The following is a 26,264-nucleotide window of genomic DNA, read 5'->3' on the forward strand; positions in this document are numbered from 1 at the left end:
TGGCTATAGCAAATAAGTGGTAGAAAGAACGGATTCGGCAATCCTTTCGATCCGTTTATCAATCTAGGTTAATGCCATGCCCATAAATCTCATTCGATCTGGCGAATCAGCATGAAGGTTTCGGCGGCTGGGCGATGAACGGTAGCGCCCCGGAAACACGCCAATGCCCTGATCACTTCCGGTGATCTTTCGTCAGGCGCCTGCTTCACTTGCGACCGATAGCAGTTGAATGCCTGAACCTTGGCTTCCAGAGCGTCGCTTATATCGACATAGACATTGGGTACGAAAGCGGGCGTGATGCCCGGCGCATACCAGTTCGTTTCCGACAATGTTTCATAGCAGTAGATCCGCTGTGGCCCTTTTCCGCCTCGGGGGCGGGCGGCGACCATCGCCGACAGGAATGTCAATTGGTGATCCAGATGCACGTCGCCGATGAAAGGCACGAACAGCGTGTCGGGTGCCACTTCCGTCACCAGCGCGCCCAGCGCGGCATTCATGTCCGCATGGGCCACGCGGTCAAGTTCGGCGGCGGGGAGGTCGATGAAATGCGTGCGCGCGACCTGTAGCAGGGCATGAGCCTCGTGGGCCTCGCTCCGTCCGATGCGGGCGACGTCGGGCCCAAAACGGTTCGTGCCCGCCTTGGTCACGATGGCGACATGCACCTGTGTGCCTTGCTGCGCCAGCCGCATCATCGTGCCGCCGCATCCCAGCACCTCGTCGTCTGGATGCGGCGCAATGATCAGCGCGCGCGAGATGCAGTCCAGCATCGAACCCATGGTTTATCCTCCGAGGCGGGCGTGCATTTTCGGGATGGTTCCGCCGCCACCTTCCCATTCGGTGACTTCGATCGCCGCACCGTCCCCGCAAAAGACGGTAAAGCCTCGTTCGGATCGGCCGACTATCTGTCCCGGCATGGCGAGGTGATGGCCCAATTCGGACGCAAGTCGGGCCTGCCACAAGATGAGATCATCGTCGGAGGAGGGAGCCAGGGTGCGGGCTCCTGGATAGGGACGGCCTGCCGCGCGGATCAGCCGCTCCACGTCCCGCGCGGAGGCCGACCAATCGATTCGCCCGCTCTCCACCGTCCGCCCCGCCGCCCATGTCGCGAAGCGTTCGTCCTGCGGCTCGCGCCGCGCAGTTCCGGCTACGAGCGCCTGCAAGGCATCGTCCAGCATCCGCTCAAGCAATTGCATGTGGCGGTGGTAGAGCGAACCGGCCGTTTCATCGGGCGCGACATGGATGAAGCGCTGTTCAAGGATGGGGCCGCTGTCCACCCCCGCGTCGATCCAGAATAGCGTGCCGCCGGTGATCGGTTCCTGATTGAGGATCGTCCAGGGTATCACCGCCCGGCCCCGCATCCGGGGCAGCGGGGCCGGATGATAGCCGATCAGCCCGTCTCCCGCCGCCCGCATGAACGGTTCCCGGCAGATTTGCGACCAGCCGATGACGAATACATTGTCCGGGGACGCCGCCGTGATCGCCGCGCAGATTTCGGGCGCGTTCACGTCGCGTGCTTCGATCAACCGGGCGCCGGCGGCGTCGGCGGCGGGGCGCAGGTCGACATAGTCGGAATGACGATGCGACAAGCTGGCGGGCAGCGTGACGACAAGGGGGAGAGACCAGCCCGGCGCGCGCGCCACGGCTTCGATCGCGACCCTGCTGCTGTCGACGCTACCGATTATGACCGCCCGCATGGGCTTTCTCCAGCAGAACGGAATCGATCTTCTCGCCCCGGATCATCATCAGTGGCGTCTGGACCATGATCCACAGGTCGAGGCCCATCCCGCGCTGCTGGACGTAAAGCAGGTCCAGCGCCAGCTTCTCCTCCATGCTGAGCAAGGTATTGCCGCTGACCTGAGCAAGGCCGGTGATGCCCGGCCGCACGGATGACCGGGTGGCGCCCGCCCGGCCAAGCGCGGCTATGGTTGGCGGAAGCAGGGGCCTTGGCCCGACAAGCGCCATGTCTCCGCGCAGGATGTTCCACAGTTCGGGGAGTTCATCCAATCGCGACTGGCGGAGCAGGCGGCCCATCGGGGGCGTGCGGGCCTCATCGGGCAGCGGCTGGCCTGCCGCGTCGCGCGCATCGCGCATGGAGCGGAACTTGACCAACTCGAACGCTCGTCCGCCAAGGCCGATGCGTCTTTGCCGGAACAGCACCGGTCGTCCCAGAAAGGCGAGTACGGCCAACCCGATCAGCATCATGGGCAAGGCCATCAGCATGAGGGCGGCAAAGGCGACCGCGCAATTGACGCCCCGCCCCATCAGCCCGCGCTCCACGACATCGCCGCTGGCATGTCGAGAGCATCCTGGGGCTCTACGCCACCGATATGCATCACGCGCATCAGTTGTCGGTTGACTTTGTTCACGTCGAACCGATCCTCGGCATAAGCACGCGACCGCGCGCCCATGGCGGCGGCGAGGGCGGGGTCAGTCAGGAACCGTTCCATCGCCACGCCCAGCGCCTCGACATCGCGGGGCGGCACCAGGAAGCCGTTGACGCCCGACAGGACCGGCTCCCGGCATCCCGGCAGATCGGTGGTGATGAGCGGACGTCCCACCGACATCGCCTCCAGTAGGGTGCGCGGCAATCCTTCCCGGTAATAGGAGGGCAGGACGAACACGCTCGATTGCGCCAGCAAAGGACGCACATCCCGCGTCTCCGGCACATAATCAATGATCCCGTGCCGGACCCACAGATCCAGTTCCGCTTCCGACAAGCCGGTGGGATTATCCTTGTCCAGCCGCCCCAGAAGCTGGAATCGCGCCTCGGGATAGCGCGCCTTCAGGTGGCGGGCGGCCTCGGCATATTCGAACACGCCCTTGTCGCGCATCAGGCGGGAGATCATCAGGAAACGCGGCGGCCCTTCCGGCAGGGGCATGGGTGCGAAATGGGCAAGGTCTACGCCCGAACCAGGCACCTCGACCACCAGCGCGGCCGCATCGACGATGTCCTGCGCGATCAGTTCGTCGCGATCGTCGCGATTGAACACGAATATGGCCCGCGCCCTGGCGACTCCCAGACGGTAAAGCCATCCCACAATGGCGCGCAACAGGCGGCGATGTTCCGCCGCCGGACTGAAGACATAGCCAAGCCCGCTCATCAGCGCATAAAAGCGCGCCTTGGGGAACAGGCGGGCGGCCATGCCGCCATAGATGATCGGCTTTTGCGTATAGGCCAGCACGACATCCGGTCGCTCTCGCGCGATCAGCCGGACATAACGCAACAGCAACAGCAGGTCTGCCAGCGGATTGCTGCCCGTGCGCGCCATGGCGATCCGACGATAGCCCGCGCCTAGTGCCGTAAGCTGCCTTTGGACAGCGGGATCGTCGTCCGGCGCGCAAGTGATGACCTGATGCCCTTCGCGCACCATCGCTTCGATCAACCGGCCACGAAAATTGACCAGCGAAAAGGCGAAACTCGACAGGATAAGAATTTTCATTCGACCAGACTCGCATCGCTGGAAGAAAAGGCGGGCTGCCAGTGCCGCAGCCAGTTCTGGAACATCAGCAGCGTCCAGAGCTGGAACGACCAGTTCCGGTTGCCCGACAGATGCTCTGCCCACATACGGCTGACCGGCTCGGGCGCGATCAGCCCCTGCGAACGGATAAGATCGGGGTCCAGCAACGCCCCCGCCCAGCGGCGGAGCGGCCCGCGCAGCCATTGCTCGATCGGCACGGAAAAGCCGCGCTTGGGCCGGTCGGCCAGAGCGGGGGGAAGATGCCGCTGAAACAGTGCGTGGAGCGGCCATTTTCCCTTTCCATCCCGTAGCAGCGCGCCGGTGGGAAGGCGCCATGCCAGTTCGATCAGCCTGTGATCCAGCAAGGGCGCGCGCGCCTCCAGCCCCACGGCCATGGTCGCGCGGTCGACCTTCACCAATATGTCGTCGGGCAGATAGCGGGCGCTGTCGATCAGCATCATCTGGCGCAACGGATCGTTCAGCGCCGCCTGAATCGACATTTGCGGTTCAGCCCCCTCGATCACCAAGGCTTCGGGATCGGGATGGACGCTGGTGAGGTTGCTGTAGAGCGCCTCCACATTTTCGCTTCGAAACAGCGTCGCCAGCTTATGCAGACGGTCGCCGGACATGTCGCCGCGCAGCGCGCTGCCCGCGCTGACCGGCATGTAGCGGAATATCCTGTCCCATGCCGCCGGGGACAGCGCGTCGATGCCGCCGGCTATCGATCCGCGCAGCCATGGCGGAAGAACAGTGATGCCGCGGCCCAGCTTGCCCGCGATCTGATACCGGCCATAGCCGCCGAAGCTTTCGTCGCCTCCGTCGCCCGAAAGGCACACGATCACTTTTTCCCGCGCGAAACGGGCAATGTGGAACATCGGAATGGCGGATGGGTCCGCGAAAGGTTCGTCATAGATTTCGGGCAGTTGCGGCACCGTGTCCAGAAACGCCGCCGCGCTCATCCGGATCATGTGATGATGGGAGCCGATCGCCTTCGCCACCTGTTCGGCATGGGGCGATTCATCATATTCCGGCTCCTCGAAGCCAATGGTGAACGTGCTGATGGGTTCACGCGATTCCTGTTGCATGATCGCACTGGTCAGTGACGAATCGATGCCTCCCGACAGGAAAGCGCCCACCGGCACATCCGCCACCATCCGTTCCCGTACTGCCCGGCGCAGCACATCCTCCACCCGGTCAAGCATGGCTCCATCATTCGCGACAAAGGGATCATCCTGACCTGCAACCGCCGTTTCCTCGATCGACCAATAAGGGCACGGATCGGTCGCGCCATCTGCCGTGACCATGACATGGGTGCCCGCCGGAAGTTTTGAAATGCCGCGCATGATGGAGTGCGGCGCGGGGACATATTGATGCCGCAGATAGGCGGTCAGCGCTTCGCGGTCGACCTCCACTCCCGTCTCGCAAACGGCCATGATCGCCTTCAGTTCGGATGCGAACAGGAAAGCCTTGCCGTTCCAACCATAATAAAGCGGCTTTTTGCCGATCCTGTCGCGAACCAGGTGAAGCACGCGCTTGGTCCGGTCCCACAAGGCGAAAGCGAACATGCCCGCACAGCCCTGCGCTGCTCTCACTATGCCATATTGCTCGATCGTGGCCAGCAGCACTTCGGTATCGCTGCCGCCCGCGAAGTGGTAGCCGCGCGCGATCATATCCTCGCGCAGGGCGCGGTAATTGTAGATTTCCCCATTGAAGCAGATGACATAGCGCTCGCTCGCCGAGATCATCGGCTGACGCCCCTGCGGCGACAGGTCGAGGATCGACAGGCGCCGGTGCGCCAGCGCGATTCCTGCGTCCGCGTCGATCCATTCATCCGCCATGTCCGGCCCGCGATGGCGCAGGCTGTCGTTCATCCGGCGGGCCGTGGTTAGCAGCGCATCGGACGAACGGTGGGCGATCAGGCCGCTTATCCCACACATCGTGGCATCCCCGCGTTATTCGCTATGGTGGGCGGCTGACGAAGGACCGTCTCGTAAAGCTCGGCATAGCGGGCCGCGACGGCAGCCAACGAAAACTCCTTGATGACGCGCGCGCGTCCCAATTCACCTTTCCGGCGGCGTCCCTGCGCGCCCATCCCGCTGAGCAGCGCGATGGCGTTCGCTATCGCCGCCGGATCGCCGGGCGGCACGCAAACGCCGCCTTCTCCCATGATGATGCGGCTGTCGCCCACATCGGTGGCGATGCAGGACACGCCGCACGCCATTGCCTCGCCCAATATGTTGGGGAAGCTTTCCCCCCAAGCGGAGGAGAGCGCCACGATGTCGCATCCCGGCAGCCATTCCGCCACGTCGGGCCGGTCCCCCAGAAGGCTGAGCCGGTTCCGGGGCAGCCAATGCTCGCAGGCGCCTTGCAGATCGGTAGGAAGCACGTCAGTCCCGGCACCCGCCAGCAGCAGATGCACGTCATGCCCCATCCGCCGAGCCCTCCCCGCCGCTTCGATCGCGGTGGCATGATCCTTCATGGGATGACGCCGCGCGATCACCGCCACCAAAATTGGATCAGGCTCGATCCCGAACCGCTCCCGCAGCCTGACGCGGCCATGGCCATCGGCTTCGTCGGGCCTGAAACATTGCGGGTCGAACCCATTGGGAATGACGATGGCCCCTTCGGGCGCGTAGCCATTGGCCACATGCTGCCGTACGGACGCGGCGGCATTATAGATGATCGCCTTGGGGCGCCGGGAAAGCAGCGCGCCCAATCGTATGACAAGGCGGCTGGTCCGCTTTTCGGCGCGAATATCGTGCAGCGAATGGCGAATGTTCCAGAGCATCGGCAGGTTCCGCCGCCCCGATCTGGCAGCCCAGGCGGCAGCGATATTGCCATGATACATCCAGCCCTGGATCAGATCGGGCTCATAACGCCTCACGATTCGCGTCAGGCGCGCCATCGCTTCGGGCAGGCGGCGGAGATTCGTGAGGCCCAGCGTTTCGACGCAGATGCCGTTGGCGGCCATTTCCTGGCCCACTCGTCCCGGCGGCAGAAGCGACAGGACAATGGAGTCGGGATGCGCGGAATGCGCCCCATGCTGCCCGACCAGCTTGGCGAGCATCGCTTCGGCCCCTCCATAATTCAGGGCGGTTATGACGTGCAGCACTTTCATGGATGTTCCGCCGCCCGGTTGGCGACGCCTTCAACGGGAGCCATCAAGAACATAGTGCGCTCACCCTTGTCGGAGGGATCACCTCAAGAGGAAGAGAGGTGGATGCGTTCAATCGATGGCTTCAGATTAATCACTGCGCGCTGCATGCGGAGTGACGAAAAGGGTTGATAGCCTTTGGGCGCAGGTGACCGCGTCACGGCTCCGGCAGATGGATGCCCTGGCGGCCGTCGCCCATCCTACGGCGATCCTGTCCGTCTGGATGGGCGCAATGTGGACCGCTCGTGGCCCTAAAGGATAGGGCGCTGCCCCATTCGAAGTGCTGGCGGTCTTAAGGGATAGTCTCCCACCGATCAGCTTACCAAGCCGTCCCCTCCGATGGCAGGCTTCGCCGCGGCAGTGATCCGGCGCGCGCACTGCGCCCGTGCCGGTCTTGGCCCGTTCAACAGGAGGCGAAATGAGCTATGTTCATCGGTCCGCAGGCCGAATCCGGCTGCGTTATCTCGCCGCCATTCTGGTGGACGCCAGCGTTGCCGCATTGTCCCTGTTCCTGGCGCTAGAGCTTCGGCTTCAAACCGCATTGTCCGATGCGATCGTCTCAGCCGCTTCTGGCAGCGCGATCTGCACGGCCTTCATCACCGTCGTGGTTTTCCATGGGCTTGGCATCTATCGCCATGCATGGCGCTACGTATCGGTAAAGGAACTGCTGTTCCTGGCGCAGGCGACGACCATCACGGTCCTCCTGTCGACCACGGCGATATGGATGTTCTTTTCCGATCCCCCATGGCTGCCCCGGTCGGTGCCCGTCATCCAGTGGTTCGTCCTGCTGGTGATGGTGGGCAGCCTGCGCGTGTTCCGGCGCATGGCGCGCGAACTGCTGCGCCCCGCTCCGGCTTCCAGACCCATATTGCGTGCGTCGTCGGAGCGGAACGCGGAACGCGAGGATGTCCTGCTGTTGGGCGATCCGGACTGGGCCGAATCCGTTTTGAGGACATTGCAGAGCCCCGGCAATCGCCATGTTCATCCCGTAGGCATCCTGACCCACGACGATGATGGTGAGCGCAACCTCAGCATCCGCGGCGTTCCCATATTGGGTACGATGGACGAGCTGGAAAATATCGTCGGCGAACTGGCGCGCGGACGGCACCGGCCCAGCTACATTATCGTCAATCAGGGCGACGCCTGCCTGACCGGGCCCCGCATGGCGAAGCTCGCCACGAGAGCGGCGCAGCTCGGCCTTGAAGTCGCGCGCGCGCAGGAGCCCGGCCGCCTTCAACGATCAGGCGATGGCAATCTGGACCTGCGCTTCGTCAACCTTACCGATCTGCTCGGCCGGCCTGAACTGAGGCTGGACGGCACGGTCGTCCGCAATGCCATCAAGGGACGGCGCATCCTCGTCACCGGCGCGGGCGGCACCATAGGCAGCGAACTGGTCCGGCAGATCGCCTCCTTCGAAGCGGAGGAAATACTGCTGCTCGATCATGGGGAATATAATCTCTATGCCATCGACATGGAGCTGCGGGAGCAATTCCCCCATGTCCGGGGCACCCCGCTGCTCTGTTCCGTTCGCCAGCGCGACGCGCTTATCAAGCTGTTCGTTCATTATCGGCCGGACCTCGTCTTCCATGCCGCCGCGCTCAAGCATGTGCCCCTTGTCGAGGCCAATCTGTCGGCAGGCGTGCTCACCAATGTCATCGGCACGCGCAACGTGGCCGACGCCGTCCAGGCTTGCGGCGCCAAGGCCATGATCCAGGTGTCCACTGACAAGGCGGTCAATCCGGTGGGCATGATGGGTGCGACCAAAAGACTGGGCGAACTTTATTGCCAGGCGCTTGATCTTGCCGTGCCGGGCGATAGCGACACATGCCGTTTCCTGACCGTGCGCTTCGGCAATGTGCTGGGGTCCAGCGGATCGCTGATCCCGCTTTTCCTGCGCCAGCTCAGCCGGCGCGGGCCGTTGACTGTTACCCATCCGGACATCGAACGCTATTTCATGACGGTGCATGAAGCCGTCCAGCTCATCCTCCACAGCACGGCGGCCACTTTGCGCGGCGGTATCCAGCGCGGCAGGGTTTTCGTGCTCGATATGGGCGATCCCATCAAGATCGTCGATATCGCCCGCCGCATGATCCGCGCCGCCGGACTGGTGCCCGACATCGACGTGAAGATCGACTTTGTCGGCCTTCGTCCGGGAGAAAAACTGTTCGAAGAACTGTTCGACGAAAGCGAGGAACGTCTGCCTTCCACATTGCCCGGCATATTCGAAGCCGAACCCCTTTCCATCCCGCTGCCGGAATTGCAGGCCGTTTTCCAGCGTCTGGAAAAGCTGGCGCATCAGGGCGACGCCGAATCGATCAGGCTCATCATGCACAGCGTCATCCATATGTATGGCGATGATCCGCAACCCGTGCAGTCGCTCGCGAATGTCGCCGGGCCAGTTGCCGCCGTATCGCCGAACCTGCGGACGGCGCGGCTGTGACTGGCTCCGCAACGCAGGTGGCGCCACTGGCCCACCGTATCGCGCTGCCACCGGAGGAGGACGCGATACGATCGCGCTGGCCTTTCCATGGTGAGGATGAGATTGCGGCCGTCGCGGACATATTGCGGTCGGGGCGGGTCAATGCGCTGGTGCATGGTGACCATCGGCAACGCTTCGAGCAACGCTTCGCCGAATATATCGGGGCGCCTCATGCCCTGGCGGTGGCCAATGGCACGCTTGCGCTCGAACTCGCTCTGCGGGCGCTGAGCATAGGAGCTGACGACGAAGTGATCGTCAGCCCCCGCAGCTACTTCGCCTCGGCGAGCGCGATCGTGGCCGTGGGCGCAAAGCCGGTGTTCGCGGATATCGATCCTATCAGCCAGAATATCGACCCCGACAGTATAGCCCATGCCGTGACTTCTCGGACCCGTGCCGTGCTTTGCGTCCACCTTGCCGGATGGCCCTGCGATATGGACCCGATCATGGCGATCTGCGATCGGTACGGATTGAAGCTGGTCGAGGATTGCGCGCAGGCGCTGGGAGCCGCCTATCATGGCCGCAAGACCGGGTCTTTTGGAGACGCCGCGGCCTTTTCCTTCTGTACCGACAAAATCATGTCCACCGGCGGGGAAGGCGGGATGCTGCTCTTGCGGGACTCTGAAGTCTGGGAGCGGGCATGGTCCTACAAGGATCACGGAAAGAGCCGAACCCGGTTGATGACGGCAGCAGCGACATCCGACGGATGTTTCCGCTGGCTGCACGACGGGTTCGGAAGCAATTATCGCCTTACCGAAATGCAGGCGGCGATCGGGTCCATACAGCTTGGAAAACTGCCCGCGTGGCTGGCGGCGCGGCAGCGTAACGCGGCCATTCTCGATGACACGCTAGGCGACATTCCATCCCTGCGACTGGCGCGTCCGCCGTCCCATATCCGCCATGCTTATTATAAATATTATTGTTTCCTGCGAACCGGTACGTCCGACGAGGGCGCTGCGCGGGACGCATTGGTGCGCGCTCTTCAGAAAAAGGGCATTCCGTGCGGAACGGGCTCCTGCCCGGAAATCTATCGGGAACAGGCCTTTGCCGCCATCTCGGCGCGACGCTTGCCCATGGCGCGGCTGGTCGGCGCCAGCAGCATCATGTTGCCGGTCGATCCATCACTGACCGCTGAGGACATGCGGTGCATCGCGGACCGGATCAGAACATGCGCGATGCATCAAGAAGGATGAGACCGCCTCTGGCAGGCATCGGCCCGCGCGAAACCTTTCCCGAAGGTTTCGTCCCGCCGGATCAGGATGGCGGCGTCCGCGACGCGGGCAAGGCCATGGTCACGCCTCTCCTGACTATCGCTGTGCTCTTCTTTTGCTTTCACCTCTGGCGCATCGGCAATGTGAACATCACGCTGAGCGACGCGCTGTTCATGGGCGTCGTCCTGATCGAATTGGGGCTGGGGCGCCTTAACGGAACGCCGTTCGGGACGCTGACGCCGATTTGGCTGGCCAGTCTCGTCCTCATGCTTTCGGGTCTTTTCGTCGGAAGCTATGTCAACGGCGACTTGCAGCGCTGGATCATCGTCGCGGGGCAATATCTGTTCAGCTACATGCTGCTGCCCATGGTGCTGATCCGGGACATCGGCACGATAAACAGGCTGATCGTCACGCTCATCATCGGCATGACCGCCATGGAAAGTCTGGGCGTGCTCGTTTACTACACGATGGACGGGTTCACGCAGGTCAATGCGATATTCGGCCCGGATTTCATCACCGGCGGCAGGCGGCTGGGCGCGATGGTGGGGGATGCGAACTGGAATTCCGCCGTCATCGCCATGACCCTTCCCTTCGTGATCTATGCGGGCGTCAGGCGGTTGATCCCTGCTGCAGCCGCGCTGGCCTGCGCCACGATGCTGATGTGGGCATTGATGCTCGCGGCGTCCTTCACGGGCTTTTCCGCCGCGCTGCTGGCTGTAGGTGTGATGGCCTTCCTCGGCCGTTTGCGCCCTTCGCCGAAGATATTGCTGCTGGCCGGAATATTGGCCGTGGGCCTCTTTGCGTCGGGCTATCAGATGCCCGACATCTTCGCCAAGCGGGTGGCTCCCGCTTTCCAGAGCGGCGACATAGAGGAAGCCGGCACCTATGACGACCGCGCCGAACTGATTGCGGAAGCATGGGGTAATGCCGAAAATACCGTGATTATCGGGATGGGCGTCGACCAGTTCCGGGAATTCAGCCCTTCGGGGCAGCCAGTCCACAACATGTATATGCTTGAATTGGCGGAAGGCGGCATCGTCGCGCTGATGGGCTGGTTCGGCGTCGTCCTCAGCCTGACTTTGATCCCGTTTACCAGGTTGCGGCAGCATCGACTCGAAGCTTCGCTTTCACTGGCGGTCATCGTCGTGTTCCAGGTGTTCACCATGGCCAGTCCGCACATGTATGCCCGCCTGTGGATGGTTCCTGTGCTGCTGTCCCTGGGCACTGTCCTGAAAGCGGCGGACGCATCCCCCTTTTGGGCAGGTCGTTCCTCCCAAAGCGTAACCCCTCCGCGCGCTGCATGGAATAAAATCCAGCGCAATCAAGTTCCGCGGAGGCGATGATGACTAAAGACAAGCGGCATCACGGACTGGGGCTTCTCGCCTGCATGGCGTTGGCGGCCTGCTCCCCCACATCGGGCCTGACGGATCTGCCGCCGGCGCCATCCAGCGAATATGCGCTGGGCGCGGGAGATGAATTGCGGGTGAGCGTCTATGGACTGGACGGGTTGGCGAACAATTACGTGATTACCGATGCGGGCGTGATCTCGCTTCCCTTCATCGGTGACGTGGCGGCAAGCGACAAGACCGCCGACCAGATAAAGCAATCCATTGTCGAGGCGTTGGTCGCCAAGCAGATCGTTAACAATCCGATCGTCAATGTTCAGGTCAATCAATATCGCCCCTTCTTCATCATCGGAGAGGTCAAGAAGCCAGGCGAATATGCGTTCCGGCCGGGCACGTCCGTGCTGACCGCGATCGCCATGGCTGGCGGCTATACCTTCCGGGCGAACACGTCCAAATTCTCCATAACAAGGCGCGACGGTAACGGGAGCATCACCGCCGCCGCCACGGAAAAGGCATATATCCAGCCCGGTGATACGATCCGGGTTTATGAAAGCTGGTTCTAAGCCGTGCGCCGGTCGACACAGCCGCCTGGAAAGGGGCGGCGCCGTCCTTATTATGGCGCCGCCCTGCTGGTGCTGGGCATGGCGCAGGGCGTCCAGGCGCAGACCATAGAGGAAGACGCCCAGCAGCATCAGTCCGTGCTCGATCTGGAACGCCCCGGATATGAACCGCGCCGAATAAAACTGGGCAATGTCCTACTGTCGCCGGAGCTGGATGTCGGCGTGACCTACAACAGCAATATCTATGCCGCGCATGTAGACCGGCGGGACGATTTCGTCACGCGCATCCAGCCGCGGTTGACCATCGAAGAGGACGAGGGCCGGTTCCAATGGCATGGCGAACTGTCTGGCGAACTGCGCCGCTATGCTTCGAACGGCCGTGAAAATAGCGAAAGCTATGGCGCTGTCGGGACGTTTGCGGCGCTTCTCAGCCAGCAATTGACGGTTACAGGAACGGCGGGTTATCGGCGGGCGGTCGAAAATCGTGCGGACCCCGAAGTGCGACAGAACCCCACGCTGGGGCCGCCGCTGTTCGACGTGCTGAACGGCGAGCTTCAGATGCGCGTCGAAGGCAGCCGACTGGGATTTTCCCTGAAGGGGCAGGCGGAAAAATATGATTTCGTCGCCCGCGCCAATGACGATCGGGATTTCACCAGCTACCGCGGCACGGCAAGGCTGTTCTACCGATTGTCGCCGATGTTCGACGGCTATGTGCAAGGCTATGTCAACCAGCGTAATTTCCGGCGCGCGGATATCGGATCGGGCGCGAGCCGCGATGGGCGCACCATCGGCGGCCTGGTTGGCGTGCAGGTCAATCCCAGTGGCAAGCTGCGCGGCGACATCGGTGCGGGCGTTTTTCGCTACAAACCTGAATCCGCTTTTTTCGAAAGCTTTTCCGGCTTTGCGCTCGAAGGATCGCTGATCTATTCGCCGCGGCAGCGCACGGCGTTGATCCTCGATGTCTTCAGCGGCGACGTCGCCACCGTGCGTAACGGCGCCAGCGGCCGCATCGACCGTAGCGCGCGCCTGACCGTGCAGCAGGAAATCCGCCATAACCTGATCGCCAGCGCGGCTTTTCGCTATCGCCAGACCCGCTATCGCGGCATCGACAGCAGGCTGAACACGATCGGCGGCGATGTGGATATCGAATATCTCCTCAATCGGCACCTGTCGCTCGCACTGACGGGGCAATTGGTGAAACGGACGGGCGGAAACGACATGGATCGGTTCGAGCGGAGCCGCATCGGCATCGCCCTGCGGATGCGGTATTGAAAGGGCGATGATGGGCAAGGCCACCCTGCTGACCCTGATCGCCGGAGGCGCTCTCCCGGTAGCTGCGCTTTTGTCGACGGCGGGTGTGGAGCGCATGAGCCAAAAGTCCGACACGCTGAAAACGGCATTCCCCGGCGCGGAAGGCTATGGCGCGATGGCGGTGGGCGGGCGCGGCGGACGGGTCATCGCCGTCACGACCCTTGCCGACAGTGGCTCCGGATCGCTGCGGGCTTGCATCGATCATCAAGGCCCTCGCGTCTGCGTGTTCCGCGTGGCGGGCGTCATCCGCTTCACGCAGCGCCCGCCCATCATCACCAACCCCTTCATCACGATCGCGGGCCAGACCGCGCCGGGCGGCGGCATCACCTTGGCACATGGCGGCGGACCCTGGGGCGTCACGCCGCTGCTTATCAAGGATACCAACGACGTGGTGATCCGGGACATCCGGGTCAGGCCGGACATGCGAGGCGACGTGCGCGGCGGGAACGATGCCATCACCTTCGAAAACAGCCGCAACATCATTCTCGACCATGTGAGCGGCAGCTGGGCGCTGGATGAGAATATCAATGGGCAGGGCGACAATGACAATGTGACGATAAGCTGGTCGATCTTTGCCGAGGGTATACCAAAGCACGACAAATGCGCGCTGCTGGGCAGCGACCCGACCAAACCGCAACGCATGAGCTTCATTTACAATGTCTGCGCGCATAATGGTGATCGCAACCCGGACATGAACTTCACGCCGAAATCCTGCATCGATATCATCAACAACATATTCTATGATGCCGGCTCCCAGTTCGCCGAACTATGGGAAAGCTATGGCGGCACTTGGGCGAATATTGTGGGCAATATCTTTCGCGCCGGGCCAAGCACGTCACCCCAGGCTATCGGCATAGACCGCCAGCAGATCGGCAGCCGCGGCGCCGGGCGCCTGTTTCTTCAGGACAACCTGTTCGAAGGGACTTTTATCCAATTGGCTCCATCCCTCTCCGAGATCGTCGTCGACAGCCCGGTCTGTCCCCTGTCGATCAAGCCCATGACGCCACAGGCCGCTTATGGCGCCATCCTGCAACAGGCAGGCGCTTTTCCCCGCGACGCCATCGATCGACGGATCGTGGCGGAAATCCGCGATCGCACCGGTCATATCCGCAAGCAGCCGGGCGCCATTCCGTCCATAGCGCTGGGCGAGACGGAAGCGGACAGCGATGGCGATGGTATGCCCGATACATGGGAACGCGCCCATGGCACGCAGGCGGGGGTCAGCGATCCCTGGCAGGATGCCGATCGCGACGGGGTGCTCAATCTGGATGAGTATCTGGACGATGCCCACAGACGGTTGGTCGCGTCGACCGATTGATCCTTTCCCTCAGCGCCCGCCCCAGCGCGCCGCGATCGTCCTGTCGATCGCCTCCGCTATATGCGCGGCGCCTTCGCGCGTCAGATGATTGTCGTCGCGATAGAAAATGGCCGTGCCGTCATGGCTGAGGCAGCGTTCGCTCCGGCATAGGCTTTGTTCCGGATAGATGCGGGCAAGGCCGGGATTCTCGCCGAGGGAATCGAGCAGGGCATAAGTCCGGCGGCTGCGATCGCGGAACTGCTGCCGGGACACGGACGCCTGATCGGATAGCTGCCAGACGTCAGAAGGCTGCGCGCGGGCAATTTCCAGCAGTTTGCGCGGAATGTTCCAGCCCATCTCCGGCACGGGATAGACCAGCACGACCTTCACACCGCTGTCGAGCAGGCGATGTATCATGGCCGTCAGTGCTGACTGGACGGTCGCGTCATCGACGGCCCGGTCATAGGGGCCGGTGGTTCTGGAAATATGCGGAGGCTCGCCCGATTCGACGCCGCCGACGCCATTGTCGAACCGACTTCTTTCCACCACTACGGGCAGGCGCATCATCAGGACGGCGATGGCGCGGGGCTGCCGCGTCAGATAACGCATCCGGATCGCATTATAGCTGTCAGGGCAACTGGGTTGCATGGCGTCGACACGGGTAAGGCCGGGCAGCAACAGGCATCCGCCCCGGTTGAGCAGGGTGAGGCTGGCCAGATCCGCGGCGCTGGGCAATCGGTCGATTAGCGCGTTGCTCAGCGTGCGGGCATGGGAATCGCCTGCGACTATAAGGTTATAGCCAGCCGGGTTCACGCCTTGGAACCGGCATGGTCCTATTTCGGGAACATAGTTGAGACATCCTTTCCCGCTCTGAAAAATGGAGGCTTCCTCTATGCGCTCCGCCTTTGCGATGGCATCGAGCGGTGGGGGGAAGCGCCCCGGCATGCCCTTGCCCATAAAAATTGCGATACCCGCGCCTGCCAGAAGCACAGCTCCGCTCAGGGCGATCATCCAGATGGTGCCGCTGGACACCTGCCGCCGGTTGCGCGTCGGCCGCTCGACTAGCAGGAACGTGCCAATGGCCAACAGGATCGAAAGCGCGATCCATCCTATCTTGACCGACAGAGTCGGCTCATCGGCGCGGATGAGGCGGCCGAAGGCGAACACCGGCTGATGCCACAGATAAAGCGAATAGGAGATCAGCCCGATCGCCGCCATCGGCCGGGAAGAAAGCCAGCGTCCGACAGGATCACCCCGTCCCGAATAGCGGATGACGATGGCTGTCCCCAGCACCGGGATGGCCGTCGCCAGACCGGGGTGATGCAGATGGACCGCCATGAAGGGAACGGAACAGAGGATCGCGCCCATACCCATGAATGGCATGAAAATGGACGACGGCCTGGCCGCGCCCCTGCCCCTCAATTCGTCCAGGGCCAGCAAGGCGCCAGCGCCCAGTTCCCACATGCGCGAGGGCAGCAGGAAGAAGGACGCATCGGGCGCCTTAGCGGTCAGGACTTCCGCCAGAAGAAGGGAAAGGACGCAAAGACCGCAGAGCAGATGCGGCAGCCATCGCGGAGCATAGCGGTGCGCCGCCCACAGGATCGCGGGAAACAGCAGATAGAATTGTTCTTCCAGCCCAAGGCTCCATGTATGGATCAGCGGGTTGGTGAGGTTGTCGCTCGCGTCATAGCTGACCTCATGCCAGAAGAAGATGTTGGACGCGGAAACCACCGCGCTCGTCAGCGCCGCGCCGTAATTCTTCATGGCTTCGGGCAGCATAAAAAACCAGGCGGCCGGTATCGTGGCTAGCAGCACGGCATAGAGCGCGGGCAGTATCCGGCGCGCGCGACGCTCATAAAAGCGTAGCAGGCTGAACCGTCCTTCGCCCATTTCCCGTAGCAGGATCGATCCGATCAGATAGCCGCTGATGACGAGAAAGATGTCGACGCCGATGAAGCCGCCGGCGAAAGGATCGGTCCCGCCGATCCGGAACCGCGCATGATAGAACAGGACGAGCACGACCGCGACGGCGCGTAGCCCATCGATCTCCGGTCGATATTGCGTCCCGGTCGCGGATAGGCCAGGAGCCTGCCCGGCGGACGGCGGCGCGGTGCTTTCCTCCTCGAAGCGCGGCAGCAACCCCTCGCTTGGGATGGAGGAAATATCCTTCACGCTCATCGCGCGGCGGCCTTTGCCGTAGGTGCCTCATGAAGAGGAGCGCGACATGCCAGCGCCCCTATCATCGTCTCCCATTGCCGGGCGATTTCGTCCAGTCTGAAGCGGCGGGCCGATATGGCGGCATTTTCCCCCAGCGCGCGGCGGGTCGCGGCGTCCTTCATCAAATGATCGAGCGCTCGTGCAAGGGCGACGACATTGCCATTGGCGACAAGGAGGCCGTCATGGCCGGTCTGGATCATCTCGCGCGGGCCATAGGGACAATCGAAGGCAAGGACGGGCAGGCCGCACGCCATCGCCTCGCCCAATGCGTTGGGGAATCCTTCGTAGCGCGACGACAGCACGAAGGCGGAGGCGCCTTCCGTCCATGCGCCCTGAATCCCGCTCACGCCTCGAAGGAAGATGCGGTCGGCCATGGCCAAAGCCCCAATCCTTTCGGCCAGCGCGGCATGGTCCGCACCTTCCCCCCAGATGCTAAGCGACCAGCGGGGATTGCCGGGTGCTACCCTTGCGAAGGCGTCGATCAGCAGATCGAATCCTTTTTGCCGGGTCAGGCGGCCGACCGCCACGCATTGGAGCGGCCCTTCCACGTCGTAGGGTGCAGGCCGTCCGGGCGGTAGCTCGATAGGGTTGGGAATCACGCGCGTCCGGCCACGGACGGACGGCGGGACGTGGCCGGCAACGCGCTTCGTCTGGAGGACGATGGCGTCGGCGCGCCGGATCAGCATTTTCAGCAGCAGATTCCACAGCGGATTGGCCTGCTGCTGGACCGGATTGTTCCGTTCGCTCACCGCGATCTTAAGATGCATTCCGATGCCCGCCGCCAGCGTCAGCGCATTGATCTTGGTCAAAAAGCTCAGAACCGCGTCGGGCTGTTCCCGTCGCAGCACTCCCCGCAGCCGGATCACGCGGCGGATCAGGGCCGCGAACCGTGACAGTCGGCCTTGCTCCGACTTTCCCTCGCCAAGCCGCGACAGCCGGACGCGGGGATCGAGCGCATGATAGATTCTGTCCCCCGGATCGTCGAAAGTGCAGATCGCGACATCCCAGCCCGCTTTCGCCCATCGCGACGCCAGCAGGCTGATGACGCGCTCCGCCCCGCCCGGCCCCAGCGCCTCGGTCACGAAGCAGACCCGGCGGGCAGCAGGCGGTCGCCCCGCGCGATCGGCAAATCCATGCATAAGGCGATGCTACATCGTCGCCCTGGGGAGTGCCGCCGGTTCTTTAAGGTTGATACCTTAGGATAGGTGGGTGGCCCCTGCTCGCGCCAATGCTGTCCATAAGCCCACATGTCTCGTCCTTCTGGTGTATTTTGGCGGCAGGCCTCTTCTTCTAGCCTGCATGGCGCATATTCTTGCCCGGAGGAGCCGATGCAGGTCGTTCCCACAGATCGAAAGGGTCCCGTATCGGTTACCCATCAGCATTTGCTGACGGCTATCGGCACATTGTTGGCCGATGGCCGCGTTCGGCCGTCGCAGGGGCGGCTGCGTATATTGGATATTGGCTGCGGCGATGGCCAGCTCATCGATTTTCTGCATGATCGCCTGACTCGAACATTTCCTGATCTGGCGATCGAGCTGCACGGTTTCGACATCGGGGAACAGGGATATAATGACGGCGGCCAGTTCCATACCGCCACGCAGATGCTGGCCGCGCGCCACCCCGGCATCGCATGGGCGGATCGCATCAGCATGATTTCCGATGCGGAAGCATGGCGCTATCCGTCCGGCTATTTCGACATAGCGCTTTCCAATCAGGTGTTGGAACATGTCGCGGATTTGGCGGCCTTCTTGGCCGAATTGCATCGCTGCCTCGCCCCGGCGGGCATGTCCCTGCACCTTTTCCCCCTCGCGCAAAGCATCGTGGAAGCGCATTGCCAGACGCCCTTCGCCCATTGGATTCGCGATTTCGATCGGCGGGTGAACTGGATTGCCCTGCTCAGCCGCATGGGCGTCGGCGCCTATAGGCGTCATCGCAAGGTGCTGGGGCATGACACGCCCAGGCAACATGCGGTGGAAACCGCGAAATATATCCAGTGCTGGACGCATTACCGCACCTTCAATGCCATCGCAGATCAATGCAGCCGGACCAGTCTGGCGGCATCGAGCGGCCTTACCAAGGGCCTGTTCATCGCCAAGCTTCGCGGCATGCTGAAGCTGCGTCCGCTTGGCCGTTACCGGCGTTCGCGTCTTCCGGGGGTGGATTGGCTCGGCTTCATGATCGGGCGCTATCTTTCTTCCTCGACGCTGGTCATCGCGCCCGTGAGCTATGACATTGGCCGGCGCATAGCGGCGGAAAAAGCCGCCAATACGCTCAGGAGGGCGGCATGAAAGGAATGGCGAACGATCGGCCCGCCAATCTGACGGCGCGGCCCGTCTGCTTCCCGTTCACCGGCGATGTCGTTGGTGGCAGCCATTTTTCCGTGCTGGGCCTTGTCGAAAATCTCGATCCGTCCCGCTATGTCCCGGTGATCGTGCCGCAGTTCCCCGATGGCGCCGTGGCGAAGCTGTTCCGCGACCATGGCATCAGGACGGAAACGCCCATGCACTGGACCGAACTGCCCTATGATCGCAACGTCAGTCCATGGAAGATCGCGCAGGTCGCCAAGGACATACCGTCCCAGATCCGGTATCTGCGCTCCCGCCGCTATCCTGTCGTCCATACCAATGACGGGCGGACCCACGCCACCTGGGCGCTGGCGGCCCGCCTTTCGGGTGCAAGATTGCTCTGGCACCAGCGTGGCGACCCCGGCGCCCTGGGCCTGCGGCTGGCCGCGCCATTGTTGGCCAATCAGGTCGTGGCCGTGTCGCAATTCGCGTCGCCAAGACCGGGCCTCTGGTCCGCCGCGCGCAAGGCTCAGGTCGTCCACAGCGCCTTCGCGACCGATGTGCAGGAGGATCGCGCCAGCGCGCGCACGCAGCTTATCCACGAACTGGGATGCGATCCCCGGACCGTGTTCATCGGCTTCTTCGGCGCCTTCATTCCGCGCAAGCGGCCTAAATTGTTCATGGATGCGATTGCCGAACTGGCCGGACGCGATCTGCCGCGCCCCGTGATGGGCCTGATGTTCGGGGAAGCCTATGATGGAGGCCGGACAGAGCGGGAACTGAAAGATCATGGCCGGCAACGCGGTATGGGGAACATCGTGCGGCAGATGGGATTCCGCACACCCGGTCCGCACTGGCTGGCGGCTTGCGACATGCTGTTGGTTTCGGCGCATGGCGAACCCTTCGGACGTACGCTGATAGAGGCGATGCTGGTGGGAACGCCGGTGGTTGCCACGGCCTCCGGTGGCAATATCGAGGCGCTGTGCGAAGGAGCGACCGGGATTCTGGTTCCGCCCGAAGATGCCGCGGCGCTGGCCAATGGCGCACAGGCTCTCATCAAACGCCCTGAAACGGCGCAGGCCCTCGCCTCCGCCGCCATGGCCAGCGCCAAGTCGCGCTTCGGGGACAGAAGCCACGCCGAGCGGATCATGGCCGTCTACGACGAAATGCTACGCATCCCGCTTCCCAACGCCGCCGACCGATCCGGCCCCTCATCCCCATCCATCAAGCCCCTGGGCTTGAAGAGCGAGGCGACATCATGATCCGTTTTGTCAACCATGCATCTTTTGTCGTGGAATCGGGCGGCGTGTCGCTGCTGTGCGATCCATGGATATCGGGAACGGTATTTCACCAGGGCTGGAGCCTGATCGCCGAACAGGACCATGCGGGACTGGATGAGGTGGACTATATCTGGTTCAGCCACGAACATCCCGACCATTTCTCGATCTCGTTCCTGCGCTCCATTCCGGAACATCGCCGTCCGCAGATCACCATTCTCTATCAGACGATGCCTGACGGGCGCGTGGCGTCCTTCTGCCGTCAAATGGGCTTCGCTGTGAAGGAACTGACCCATGCCAGGGAAGAGGATCTGGGCGGCGGCATTCGGATCGTCTGCGGCAAGATACCCTTTTACGATAGCTGGCTCTACATCGAAACGCCCGACTATCGGATACTCAACACCAATGACTGCATCCTGGAAAGCCCGGCGCGCCTCAAACTGATTCAACCGCATGTCGACCGATGCGATATATTGTTCACGCAATTTTCCTACGCCAACTGGCAGGACAGCCGCGACAATCGCAAGGCCCGGCAGGACCTGGCTCAGGAAAAGCTGCGCCGGATCGCATTGCAAAGCGAAATGTTCCATCCTCGCTTCATCGTTCCCTTCGCCAGCTTCTGCTATTTCAGCCATGTCGAAAATGAGTTCATGAACGCCGACATCAACATGCCGGTCGATGTGGTCAACTTCGTCGCCGACCATTGCGATGCGGACCCGGTGCTGCTCATTCCCGACGAGCGGTGGGACGGCCTCACGCCCAAGGACAACGGGCCGGCGCTGGAATGGTGGGCGAAACAATATTCGCAGGCGCTGTCGCGTGAAAAGACCATGCCGGGCAAAAGCGTGCCGTTCATGGACCTGTGCCTGAAAGCTGACGGTGCCATGCGCCGCGTCAGGCAGCGCAACAATTATGCGATCGTCACGGCCTTGCAGCGGCTGGGCATCACCCGCCGCCTTGAATTTCATCTGACGGACAGCGGTCAGGCGGTGTCGTTCGACTGGATCGGAGGGCTGCAATTGCTGGGCGCTCCATCCCTCCACGCGATCGAGATTCATTCAGAATCGCTAGCTTTCATCTTCGACAATGACTTCGGCATAGACACGGTCAATGTGAATGCGCGGTTCGAAGGGTCCATCCGCGACAAGAAACGGATGATCGCCCTCTTTTCCGTTCTGGAACTCAACAATACCGGCCGATGCCTGAAATTTTCCGACGGGCTGAAGCTGGTCAATCCGGCGCTGGTCCAACAGGGGCTTCGCACTATCGGCCTGTCCCGCGCCTGATGACATGGGGGAAAGGCAACCTCTGCTGATTCTCGGCGCGGGCGCACATGGCGGCGTAGTGCGCGACTGCGTGGACGATCGCCATTTTCAGTTCATGGGATATCTGGACGATCGGCCGTCCGACCGGCCTTCGGGCAAAGGCGAACCCGTGCTGGGAGGATTGGACGATCTTCCCGTTCTTCTGCGCGATTATCCGCACGCGGCGGCGGTCATCGCGATCGGAGACAATATGTCCCGCCGCCGCGTGGCGGAACGGGCGCAAAGCCTTGCGCCGGGGGTGACATGGGCACGCATCGTCCATCCCACGGCGATTCTTTCCGTCCATATAGAAATCGGGCCGGGTACGGTCATTGTCGCCGGATCGATCGTCAATTGCGGCAGTAGCCTGGGTCGGCATGTGCTGATCAATACAGGCACCATCATCGACCATGACAACAGCATGGATGATTTCGCCTCGACCGGTCCGGGCGTGTCTACAGGCGGCGACGTCCAGATCGGCAGCCTTAGCCATATCGGGATCGGCGCGAGCGTCCGGCATGGCATACGGATCGGCCGGAACTGTGTCATCGGCGGAAAGGCCTATGTAGACCGCGATGTGGGTGACAATTGGGTGAGCTTCGGCATCCCCGCCCGCCCGCAATATCAAAGAGTGCTGGGGCAGTCCTATCTCTGAATGACGCGCGGCCGAATGGCGGCAGCGGCATCTCCCGGTCCGGCGGAGGCCGCGATCCGGATACGCCCCGGTTCAGGGCGACGGTAATGGCAAATATCCCCTCCTGATCCAAATCAATCGTCGCAGGTCCCCAGGCCGCGCAACGGGCTCACTATTTAGGGGTATAGCGGCCTGTTTCATTGCCATCCTTCCCATTCGTCATCCATTCTGCGTGGGCGGCTTGGAGGATGGATTGATGAAAATCGCGGTGCTGGCCGTTGCGACGAATATCCATACGATCCGATGGGCCAATGCGCTGGCGGAACGGGGCGTCGATGTGCTCCTCATCACCCAGCAGCCTCCGCGGTCAAGCGATTATCATCCGGCCGTCGTCTTTCGGATATTACCCTTCCGGGGTGCTCTTGCCTACGCGCTCAACGCCCCGATCCTGCGATATGCCTTTGATCGTTCGGGCGCGGACCTGCTCCATGTCCATTATGCGGGCGGCTATGGAGCGATGGCCTGGCTTTCCGGGATCAGGCGAAGGCTCGTTTCCGTTTGGGGCGGCGACGTCTATGATGTTCCCCATCGCAGCTTTCTGCATCGCAGGCTGGTGCTCGGCGCCCTGCGGGGCGCGCTCAGAATATCCTCGACAAGTCATGTCATGGCCGATGAAGTCCGTCGGCTGGGCATCACTGAACAGATCGATGTCATTCCGTTCGGCGTGGATACCAGCGCATTCCGGACCCGACCGGAAGCGCAGGGAGACGATCCCTTCGTCATCGGCACGGTAAAATCGCTTCAACGCAAATATGGCATAGATACGCTGATCCGCGGTTTCACGGCCGCCCTGGCCGATCCGGCCTTTGCGGCGCTGAACCCTATTCTTCGCATCGCGGGGGAGGGAGAAGCGCGCGCCGAATATGAAAGCCTTGCGCGCGCCATAGGCCAGAACCGGGTTCGCTTCGAAGGCCATATCGACCATGGCAATGTCCCCGATATGCTGCGCCAGTTCCACATTTATGTGGCGGTGAGTCGCGACGACAGCGAAAGCTTTGGCGTCGCCATTATAGAAGCGAGCGCTTGTGGATTACCCGTCATCGTATCCGACGCTGGTGGGCTGCCCGAGGTTGTCGATCATGAATCGACCGGGCTGGTGATTCCCCGCGACTCCCCGTCCGATCTGGCACGGGCGATCGTCCGTCTCGCGCTCGACGCGCCTTTGCGTCAGCGCATGGGCGAAGCGGGACGGCAACGGGTGCAGCGGCAATATGAATGGAGCGCCTGCGTCGAACGCATGATCCAACTCTATCGCGAACTGTGCGTTCCTCCGTTGGGATTACCCACTCGGTTGCAGGCCGCGCCCACCGAACGCACCGATGGCTTCCACCGAAATAGCGCCTGCAAGCTCGCGCCAGCGGAGTAATGTTCTAGACGAAAGCGGCCAGCTATGCGCTTGCGCGGGCATCCCTGGCGGGAGGATCAATCATGGCCGAAGGAAACGCAGCCGCGTGGGCGTCGGAAAATACGGGCGATCTGACGCGTGCCACCGGGAACGCATCCCGCGCGAAGGCTGGTCGTTCCGACTTCAATATCGCCGCGCATGGCCTGCGCGGGATCGCGGCGCTGATGGTGTTCTGGGGCCATTTGCTGGGCGGGACCGCGCGGCATATCTACGACAGCGACCCATCCTATGCGCGGACCGTGGAAGCTATGTGGCATCTGGGAACGGCCGGTGTCGTCCTGTTCTTCGTCATCAGCGGCTTTGTGATATGGCCCAGCGTGGTCCGTTATTCGCCCGGCCAGTTCGCCTTGCGCCGGTTCATGCGGCTCTATCCGCTGTTTCTCGCCCTGACGCTGCTGTTCATGGGCCTGAACCTTGCCACCAACGCATACCCTCATCTGAACGACGCGAAGACGATAGCGGCGGCACTCAGCTTCACTAATATCTTCGTGGGGACAGAGCAACTGACGCCCAATGCCTGGAGCCTCAGTTTCGAAGTCATGTTCTACGCGCTGACATGCGCTACGGTTTTTTTTACCCTTCATCGGCCCAGCCGCGCGGGCATGATCGTCAGCGGCGCGGTCTGCCTCTGTTTCCTGCTGGTATTTCCCATCGCCTGCTTCTTTTTAGGCGGTATCGCGGTTCGGCTGCTCCATGACCGGGGGATCACGCCACCAGCCGGGATGGCGCCCTTCCTCGAGGTGATCGCGCTCATCTGCTTCGCGCTTTACGCGTCCATGTCCTGGTTCGCCTATGTCCCGGCCGACTTCGCCAACCCGATCGCGCTGATGATCCTTTCGTCTAGCCTGATCTATTTCTATCTGGCGGTTCTGCCGACGAGCCTGACCACGCTATGCCTGCGTTCAAGCCAGACGCTCTATATAGGAACGGTCAGCTACAGCCTCTATCTGGTGCATCCCTATACCTATTATCTTTGCCGGATGGCGTTCGATCGGCTGGGCCTTTTCACCGAACATCAACTTGCTTCCATGACGCTTTTCTTCGCGGTGACCACGCCGGTCACACTGATCGCGACGCACTTCGTGCACAAGACGGTGGAGATGATGCCTTATCGCTGGGCGTTCGGGCAGAAAATCTATCGAGGGCGCGCTTCCGATACGCAGGTCGCGAGGGAAGCGGATACAGATAGAAGAGCGCCCAGCGCAGCGGAAGGCTAGGCTATATGCATCTTGCGGATCGGGTTCCGGCGAAAATGCCGCCCATCGCACATGTGAAGGTTGCGGACCTTGCGCCCGGAACCTTGGGCCAGTGTTTTCACGACGGCGCGGTGGCCGTGGTGATAGAGGGCAGCGCGGCCGTGGCCTCTCTCTGGCATGGGCTTACGACGCAGAATGCCGACATGCCCTGGACGGCGCCTCTGTATGAATTGTCGGTCAATCTGCAGGCCCATGACGATCTGACCGAAACGCTGGGCGACGTCTTCTATTTCAAGCCTGGCCGCCATGCCTATATCGCCCGCAAGATCGAGATCTGCGTGGAAGGGCAGGAACTGGTCGCCCGTCCCACGACATTTCATGGTCGTCACGGCAACTGGACCATGGGCGCGGAGCTTCGGGAAGAATGTTGGCGGTTTTCCGCTGCGATCATGGAAGCGATCGCCCCTGCCAGGGGAAGCCATGGTCCCTTTCGCGCGGTCGTGCAGCAGCTAAAATATCATGAATCAGTCGCCGGGCATGACGCGCTGTTCCAGATGATGCACAATTCGCTGGGGTCATGGGGGCGCATCGGATATCGGCTCGACCAGCGTAGGGAGGAAATGCGCGGACCGCTGGGTCGGCGGGGGATATGCGATGCCCTGGCGCTTTTTTCGCTGATCCCTCTGCTGCGGTTTCCGATCGACGGATTGAATGGCGCGGCGGCACATCTGGACAAGCGCAGCATGGTGCCGGAGGGATACAGGCTGATCGTCAAACCCCATGTGGACACGCGCTATTTTTCCGCCCTGTGCGGGTCTCGCCACAACCTTCGAACGGAGGTTTTCGTCGACGGACAATGGGTGCTGCTGCCCATCAACCAGGATGACATCGTGGTCTTTCCCGGTTCGGCGGCGAAGAGCGCCTATGGCATCGCGCCGACCTTGCATCGCGTCATTCAGGCCGATGACGCATCGTTGCCGATCGACGATCCGGGTCCTTCCAACATGACGCTGCTGCTTGGAGCCAAATGATCCCGCCCGTACGAAACCCATTTGTGCAAAGGAGGTAGCCCG

The 26,264-nt window shown here is 62.3% G+C and carries 21 protein-coding genes; 13 read left to right on the plus strand and 8 right to left on the minus strand.

Annotated elements, in window-relative coordinates; genetic code table 11:
* Positions 1 to 89: 89 nt before the first annotated feature.
* Genes LDB26_RS00605 through LDB26_RS00630 form a run of 6 tightly spaced genes read right to left on the minus strand, consistent with a single transcriptional unit; the run spans position 90 to position 6,576 of the window.
* Positions 90 to 776: a PIG-L deacetylase family protein gene (locus LDB26_RS00605; protein WP_062062975.1), complete on the minus strand. Its 687-nt coding sequence runs from the start codon at positions 774 to 776 to the stop codon at positions 90 to 92.
* A gap of 3 nt (positions 777 to 779) precedes the next feature.
* Entirely contained in the window at positions 780 to 1,694 is a 915-nt protein-coding gene (locus LDB26_RS00610) for a methionyl-tRNA formyltransferase (protein WP_257539746.1), read from the minus strand.
* Entirely contained in the window at positions 1,672 to 2,277 is a 606-nt protein-coding gene (locus LDB26_RS00615) for a sugar transferase (protein WP_257539748.1), read from the minus strand. The genes LDB26_RS00610 and LDB26_RS00615 overlap by 23 nt, the downstream gene beginning before the upstream one ends.
* Positions 2,262 to 3,440 (minus strand): glycosyltransferase family 4 protein, encoded by a 1,179-nt coding sequence (locus LDB26_RS00620; protein ID WP_257539750.1) that lies wholly within the window; start codon positions 3,438 to 3,440, stop codon positions 2,262 to 2,264. Before LDB26_RS00620 ends, LDB26_RS00615 begins: the two co-directional genes overlap by 16 nt.
* Positions 3,437 to 5,395 carry an asparagine synthase (glutamine-hydrolyzing) gene (asnB, locus tag LDB26_RS00625; protein WP_257539753.1) on the minus strand — a complete coding sequence of 653 codons (1,959 nt, stop codon included), beginning with the start codon at positions 5,393 to 5,395 and terminating at the stop codon, positions 3,437 to 3,439. The genes LDB26_RS00620 and asnB overlap by 4 nt, the downstream gene beginning before the upstream one ends.
* Positions 5,383 to 6,576: a glycosyltransferase gene (locus LDB26_RS00630; protein ID WP_257539755.1), complete on the minus strand. Its 1,194-nt coding sequence runs from the start codon at positions 6,574 to 6,576 to the stop codon at positions 5,383 to 5,385. Before LDB26_RS00630 ends, asnB begins: the two co-directional genes overlap by 13 nt.
* A gap of 454 nt (positions 6,577 to 7,030) precedes the next feature.
* Here LDB26_RS00630 and LDB26_RS00635 point away from each other — a divergent pair, with 454 nt between their 5' ends.
* The 6 genes from LDB26_RS00635 to LDB26_RS00660 are packed head-to-tail and all read left to right on the plus strand — an operon-like array spanning position 7,031 to position 14,834.
* Entirely contained in the window at positions 7,031 to 9,052 is a 2,022-nt protein-coding gene (locus tag LDB26_RS00635; protein WP_257539757.1) for a nucleoside-diphosphate sugar epimerase/dehydratase, read from the plus strand.
* Positions 9,049 to 10,281 carry a DegT/DnrJ/EryC1/StrS aminotransferase family protein gene (locus LDB26_RS00640; RefSeq protein ID WP_257539759.1) on the plus strand — a complete coding sequence of 411 codons (1,233 nt, stop codon included), beginning with the start codon at positions 9,049 to 9,051 and terminating at the stop codon, positions 10,279 to 10,281. Before LDB26_RS00635 ends, LDB26_RS00640 begins: the two co-directional genes overlap by 4 nt.
* Positions 10,278 to 11,642 carry an O-antigen ligase gene (locus LDB26_RS00645; protein WP_257539762.1) on the plus strand — a complete coding sequence of 455 codons (1,365 nt, stop codon included), beginning with the start codon at positions 10,278 to 10,280 and terminating at the stop codon, positions 11,640 to 11,642. The genes LDB26_RS00640 and LDB26_RS00645 overlap by 4 nt, the downstream gene beginning before the upstream one ends.
* Entirely contained in the window at positions 11,639 to 12,208 is a 570-nt protein-coding gene (locus LDB26_RS00650; protein ID WP_062062992.1) for a polysaccharide biosynthesis/export family protein, read from the plus strand. The genes LDB26_RS00645 and LDB26_RS00650 overlap by 4 nt, the downstream gene beginning before the upstream one ends.
* A 3-nt stretch (positions 12,209 to 12,211) precedes the next feature.
* Positions 12,212 to 13,477: an outer membrane beta-barrel protein gene (locus LDB26_RS00655; RefSeq protein WP_062062995.1), complete on the plus strand. Its 1,266-nt coding sequence runs from the start codon at positions 12,212 to 12,214 to the stop codon at positions 13,475 to 13,477.
* A gap of 7 nt (positions 13,478 to 13,484) precedes the next feature.
* Positions 13,485 to 14,834: a polysaccharide lyase family 1 protein gene (locus LDB26_RS00660; RefSeq protein WP_156415225.1), complete on the plus strand. Its 1,350-nt coding sequence runs from the start codon at positions 13,485 to 13,487 to the stop codon at positions 14,832 to 14,834.
* A 9-nt stretch (positions 14,835 to 14,843) separates the two neighbouring features.
* Here LDB26_RS00660 and LDB26_RS00665 read toward each other — a convergent pair whose 3' ends face one another.
* Positions 14,844 to 16,991: an acyltransferase family protein gene (locus tag LDB26_RS00665; protein ID WP_062062999.1), complete on the minus strand. Its 2,148-nt coding sequence runs from the start codon at positions 16,989 to 16,991 to the stop codon at positions 14,844 to 14,846.
* Positions 16,988 to 18,169 (minus strand): glycosyltransferase family 4 protein, encoded by a 1,182-nt coding sequence (locus tag LDB26_RS00670; RefSeq protein ID WP_257539765.1) that lies wholly within the window; start codon positions 18,167 to 18,169, stop codon positions 16,988 to 16,990. Before LDB26_RS00670 ends, LDB26_RS00665 begins: the two co-directional genes overlap by 4 nt.
* Before the next feature lie 189 nt (positions 18,170 to 18,358).
* Here LDB26_RS00670 and LDB26_RS00675 point away from each other — a divergent pair, with 189 nt between their 5' ends.
* From LDB26_RS00675 to LDB26_RS00705, 7 genes are all read left to right on the plus strand, one after another.
* Entirely contained in the window at positions 18,359 to 19,318 is a 960-nt protein-coding gene (locus tag LDB26_RS00675; protein ID WP_257539767.1) for a class I SAM-dependent methyltransferase, read from the plus strand.
* Entirely contained in the window at positions 19,315 to 20,577 is a 1,263-nt protein-coding gene (locus LDB26_RS00680; protein WP_257539769.1) for a glycosyltransferase, read from the plus strand. Before LDB26_RS00675 ends, LDB26_RS00680 begins: the two co-directional genes overlap by 4 nt.
* Positions 20,574 to 21,878 (plus strand): MBL fold metallo-hydrolase, encoded by a 1,305-nt coding sequence (locus tag LDB26_RS00685; RefSeq protein ID WP_062063004.1) that lies wholly within the window; start codon positions 20,574 to 20,576, stop codon positions 21,876 to 21,878. Before LDB26_RS00680 ends, LDB26_RS00685 begins: the two co-directional genes overlap by 4 nt.
* A gap of 4 nt (positions 21,879 to 21,882) precedes the next feature.
* On the plus strand, positions 21,883 to 22,551 hold the full coding sequence (locus LDB26_RS00690; protein ID WP_062063006.1) for an acetyltransferase: 669 nt from the start codon (positions 21,883 to 21,885) through the stop codon (positions 22,549 to 22,551).
* A 235-nt stretch (positions 22,552 to 22,786) separates the two neighbouring features.
* Positions 22,787 to 23,956 (plus strand): glycosyltransferase, encoded by a 1,170-nt coding sequence (locus LDB26_RS00695; protein ID WP_257539771.1) that lies wholly within the window; start codon positions 22,787 to 22,789, stop codon positions 23,954 to 23,956.
* 62 nt (positions 23,957 to 24,018) lie between these two features.
* Entirely contained in the window at positions 24,019 to 25,212 is a 1,194-nt protein-coding gene (locus LDB26_RS00700; protein ID WP_257539775.1) for an acyltransferase, read from the plus strand.
* Positions 25,213 to 25,217: 5 nt separating this feature from the next.
* Positions 25,218 to 26,222: a hypothetical protein gene (locus tag LDB26_RS00705; protein ID WP_257539777.1), complete on the plus strand. Its 1,005-nt coding sequence runs from the start codon at positions 25,218 to 25,220 to the stop codon at positions 26,220 to 26,222.
* Positions 26,223 to 26,264 lie beyond the last annotated feature (42 nt).

This window comes from Sphingobium sp. CFD-1 (assembly GCF_024611115.1).
Classification (GTDB): domain Bacteria; phylum Pseudomonadota; class Alphaproteobacteria; order Sphingomonadales; family Sphingomonadaceae; genus Sphingobium; species Sphingobium baderi_A.

What these genes read in the sequence shown, in the direction of transcription:
- LDB26_RS00605 (WP_062062975.1), bottom strand. Translation starts at nt 776, where the DNA reads ATGGGTTCGATGCTGGACTGCATCTCGCGCGCGCTGATCATTGCGCCG.
- LDB26_RS00610 (WP_257539746.1), bottom strand. Translation starts at nt 1,694, where the DNA reads ATGCGGGCGGTCATAATCGGTAGCGTCGACAGCAGCAGGGTCGCGATC.
- LDB26_RS00620 (WP_257539750.1), bottom strand. Translation starts at nt 3,440, where the DNA reads ATGAAAATTCTTATCCTGTCGAGTTTCGCCTTTTCGCTGGTCAATTTT.
- asnB (WP_257539753.1), bottom strand. Translation starts at nt 5,395, where the DNA reads ATGTGTGGGATAAGCGGCCTGATCGCCCACCGTTCGTCCGATGCGCTG.
- LDB26_RS00630 (WP_257539755.1), bottom strand. Translation starts at nt 6,576, where the DNA reads ATGAAAGTGCTGCACGTCATAACCGCCCTGAATTATGGAGGGGCCGAA.
- LDB26_RS00635 (WP_257539757.1), top strand. Translation starts at nt 7,031, where the DNA reads ATGAGCTATGTTCATCGGTCCGCAGGCCGAATCCGGCTGCGTTATCTC.
- LDB26_RS00645 (WP_257539762.1), top strand. Translation starts at nt 10,278, where the DNA reads ATGAGACCGCCTCTGGCAGGCATCGGCCCGCGCGAAACCTTTCCCGAA.
- LDB26_RS00650 (WP_062062992.1), top strand. Translation starts at nt 11,639, where the DNA reads ATGATGACTAAAGACAAGCGGCATCACGGACTGGGGCTTCTCGCCTGC.
- LDB26_RS00660 (WP_156415225.1), top strand. Translation starts at nt 13,485, where the DNA reads ATGATGGGCAAGGCCACCCTGCTGACCCTGATCGCCGGAGGCGCTCTC.
- LDB26_RS00665 (WP_062062999.1), bottom strand. Translation starts at nt 16,991, where the DNA reads ATGAGCGTGAAGGATATTTCCTCCATCCCAAGCGAGGGGTTGCTGCCG.
- LDB26_RS00670 (WP_257539765.1), bottom strand. Translation starts at nt 18,169, where the DNA reads ATGCATGGATTTGCCGATCGCGCGGGGCGACCGCCTGCTGCCCGCCGG.
- LDB26_RS00675 (WP_257539767.1), top strand. Translation starts at nt 18,359, where the DNA reads ATGCAGGTCGTTCCCACAGATCGAAAGGGTCCCGTATCGGTTACCCAT.
- LDB26_RS00680 (WP_257539769.1), top strand. Translation starts at nt 19,315, where the DNA reads ATGAAAGGAATGGCGAACGATCGGCCCGCCAATCTGACGGCGCGGCCC.
- LDB26_RS00685 (WP_062063004.1), top strand. Translation starts at nt 20,574, where the DNA reads ATGATCCGTTTTGTCAACCATGCATCTTTTGTCGTGGAATCGGGCGGC.
- LDB26_RS00690 (WP_062063006.1), top strand. Translation starts at nt 21,883, where the DNA reads ATGGGGGAAAGGCAACCTCTGCTGATTCTCGGCGCGGGCGCACATGGC.
- LDB26_RS00695 (WP_257539771.1), top strand. Translation starts at nt 22,787, where the DNA reads ATGAAAATCGCGGTGCTGGCCGTTGCGACGAATATCCATACGATCCGA.
- LDB26_RS00700 (WP_257539775.1), top strand. Translation starts at nt 24,019, where the DNA reads ATGGCCGAAGGAAACGCAGCCGCGTGGGCGTCGGAAAATACGGGCGAT.
- LDB26_RS00705 (WP_257539777.1), top strand. Translation starts at nt 25,218, where the DNA reads ATGCATCTTGCGGATCGGGTTCCGGCGAAAATGCCGCCCATCGCACAT.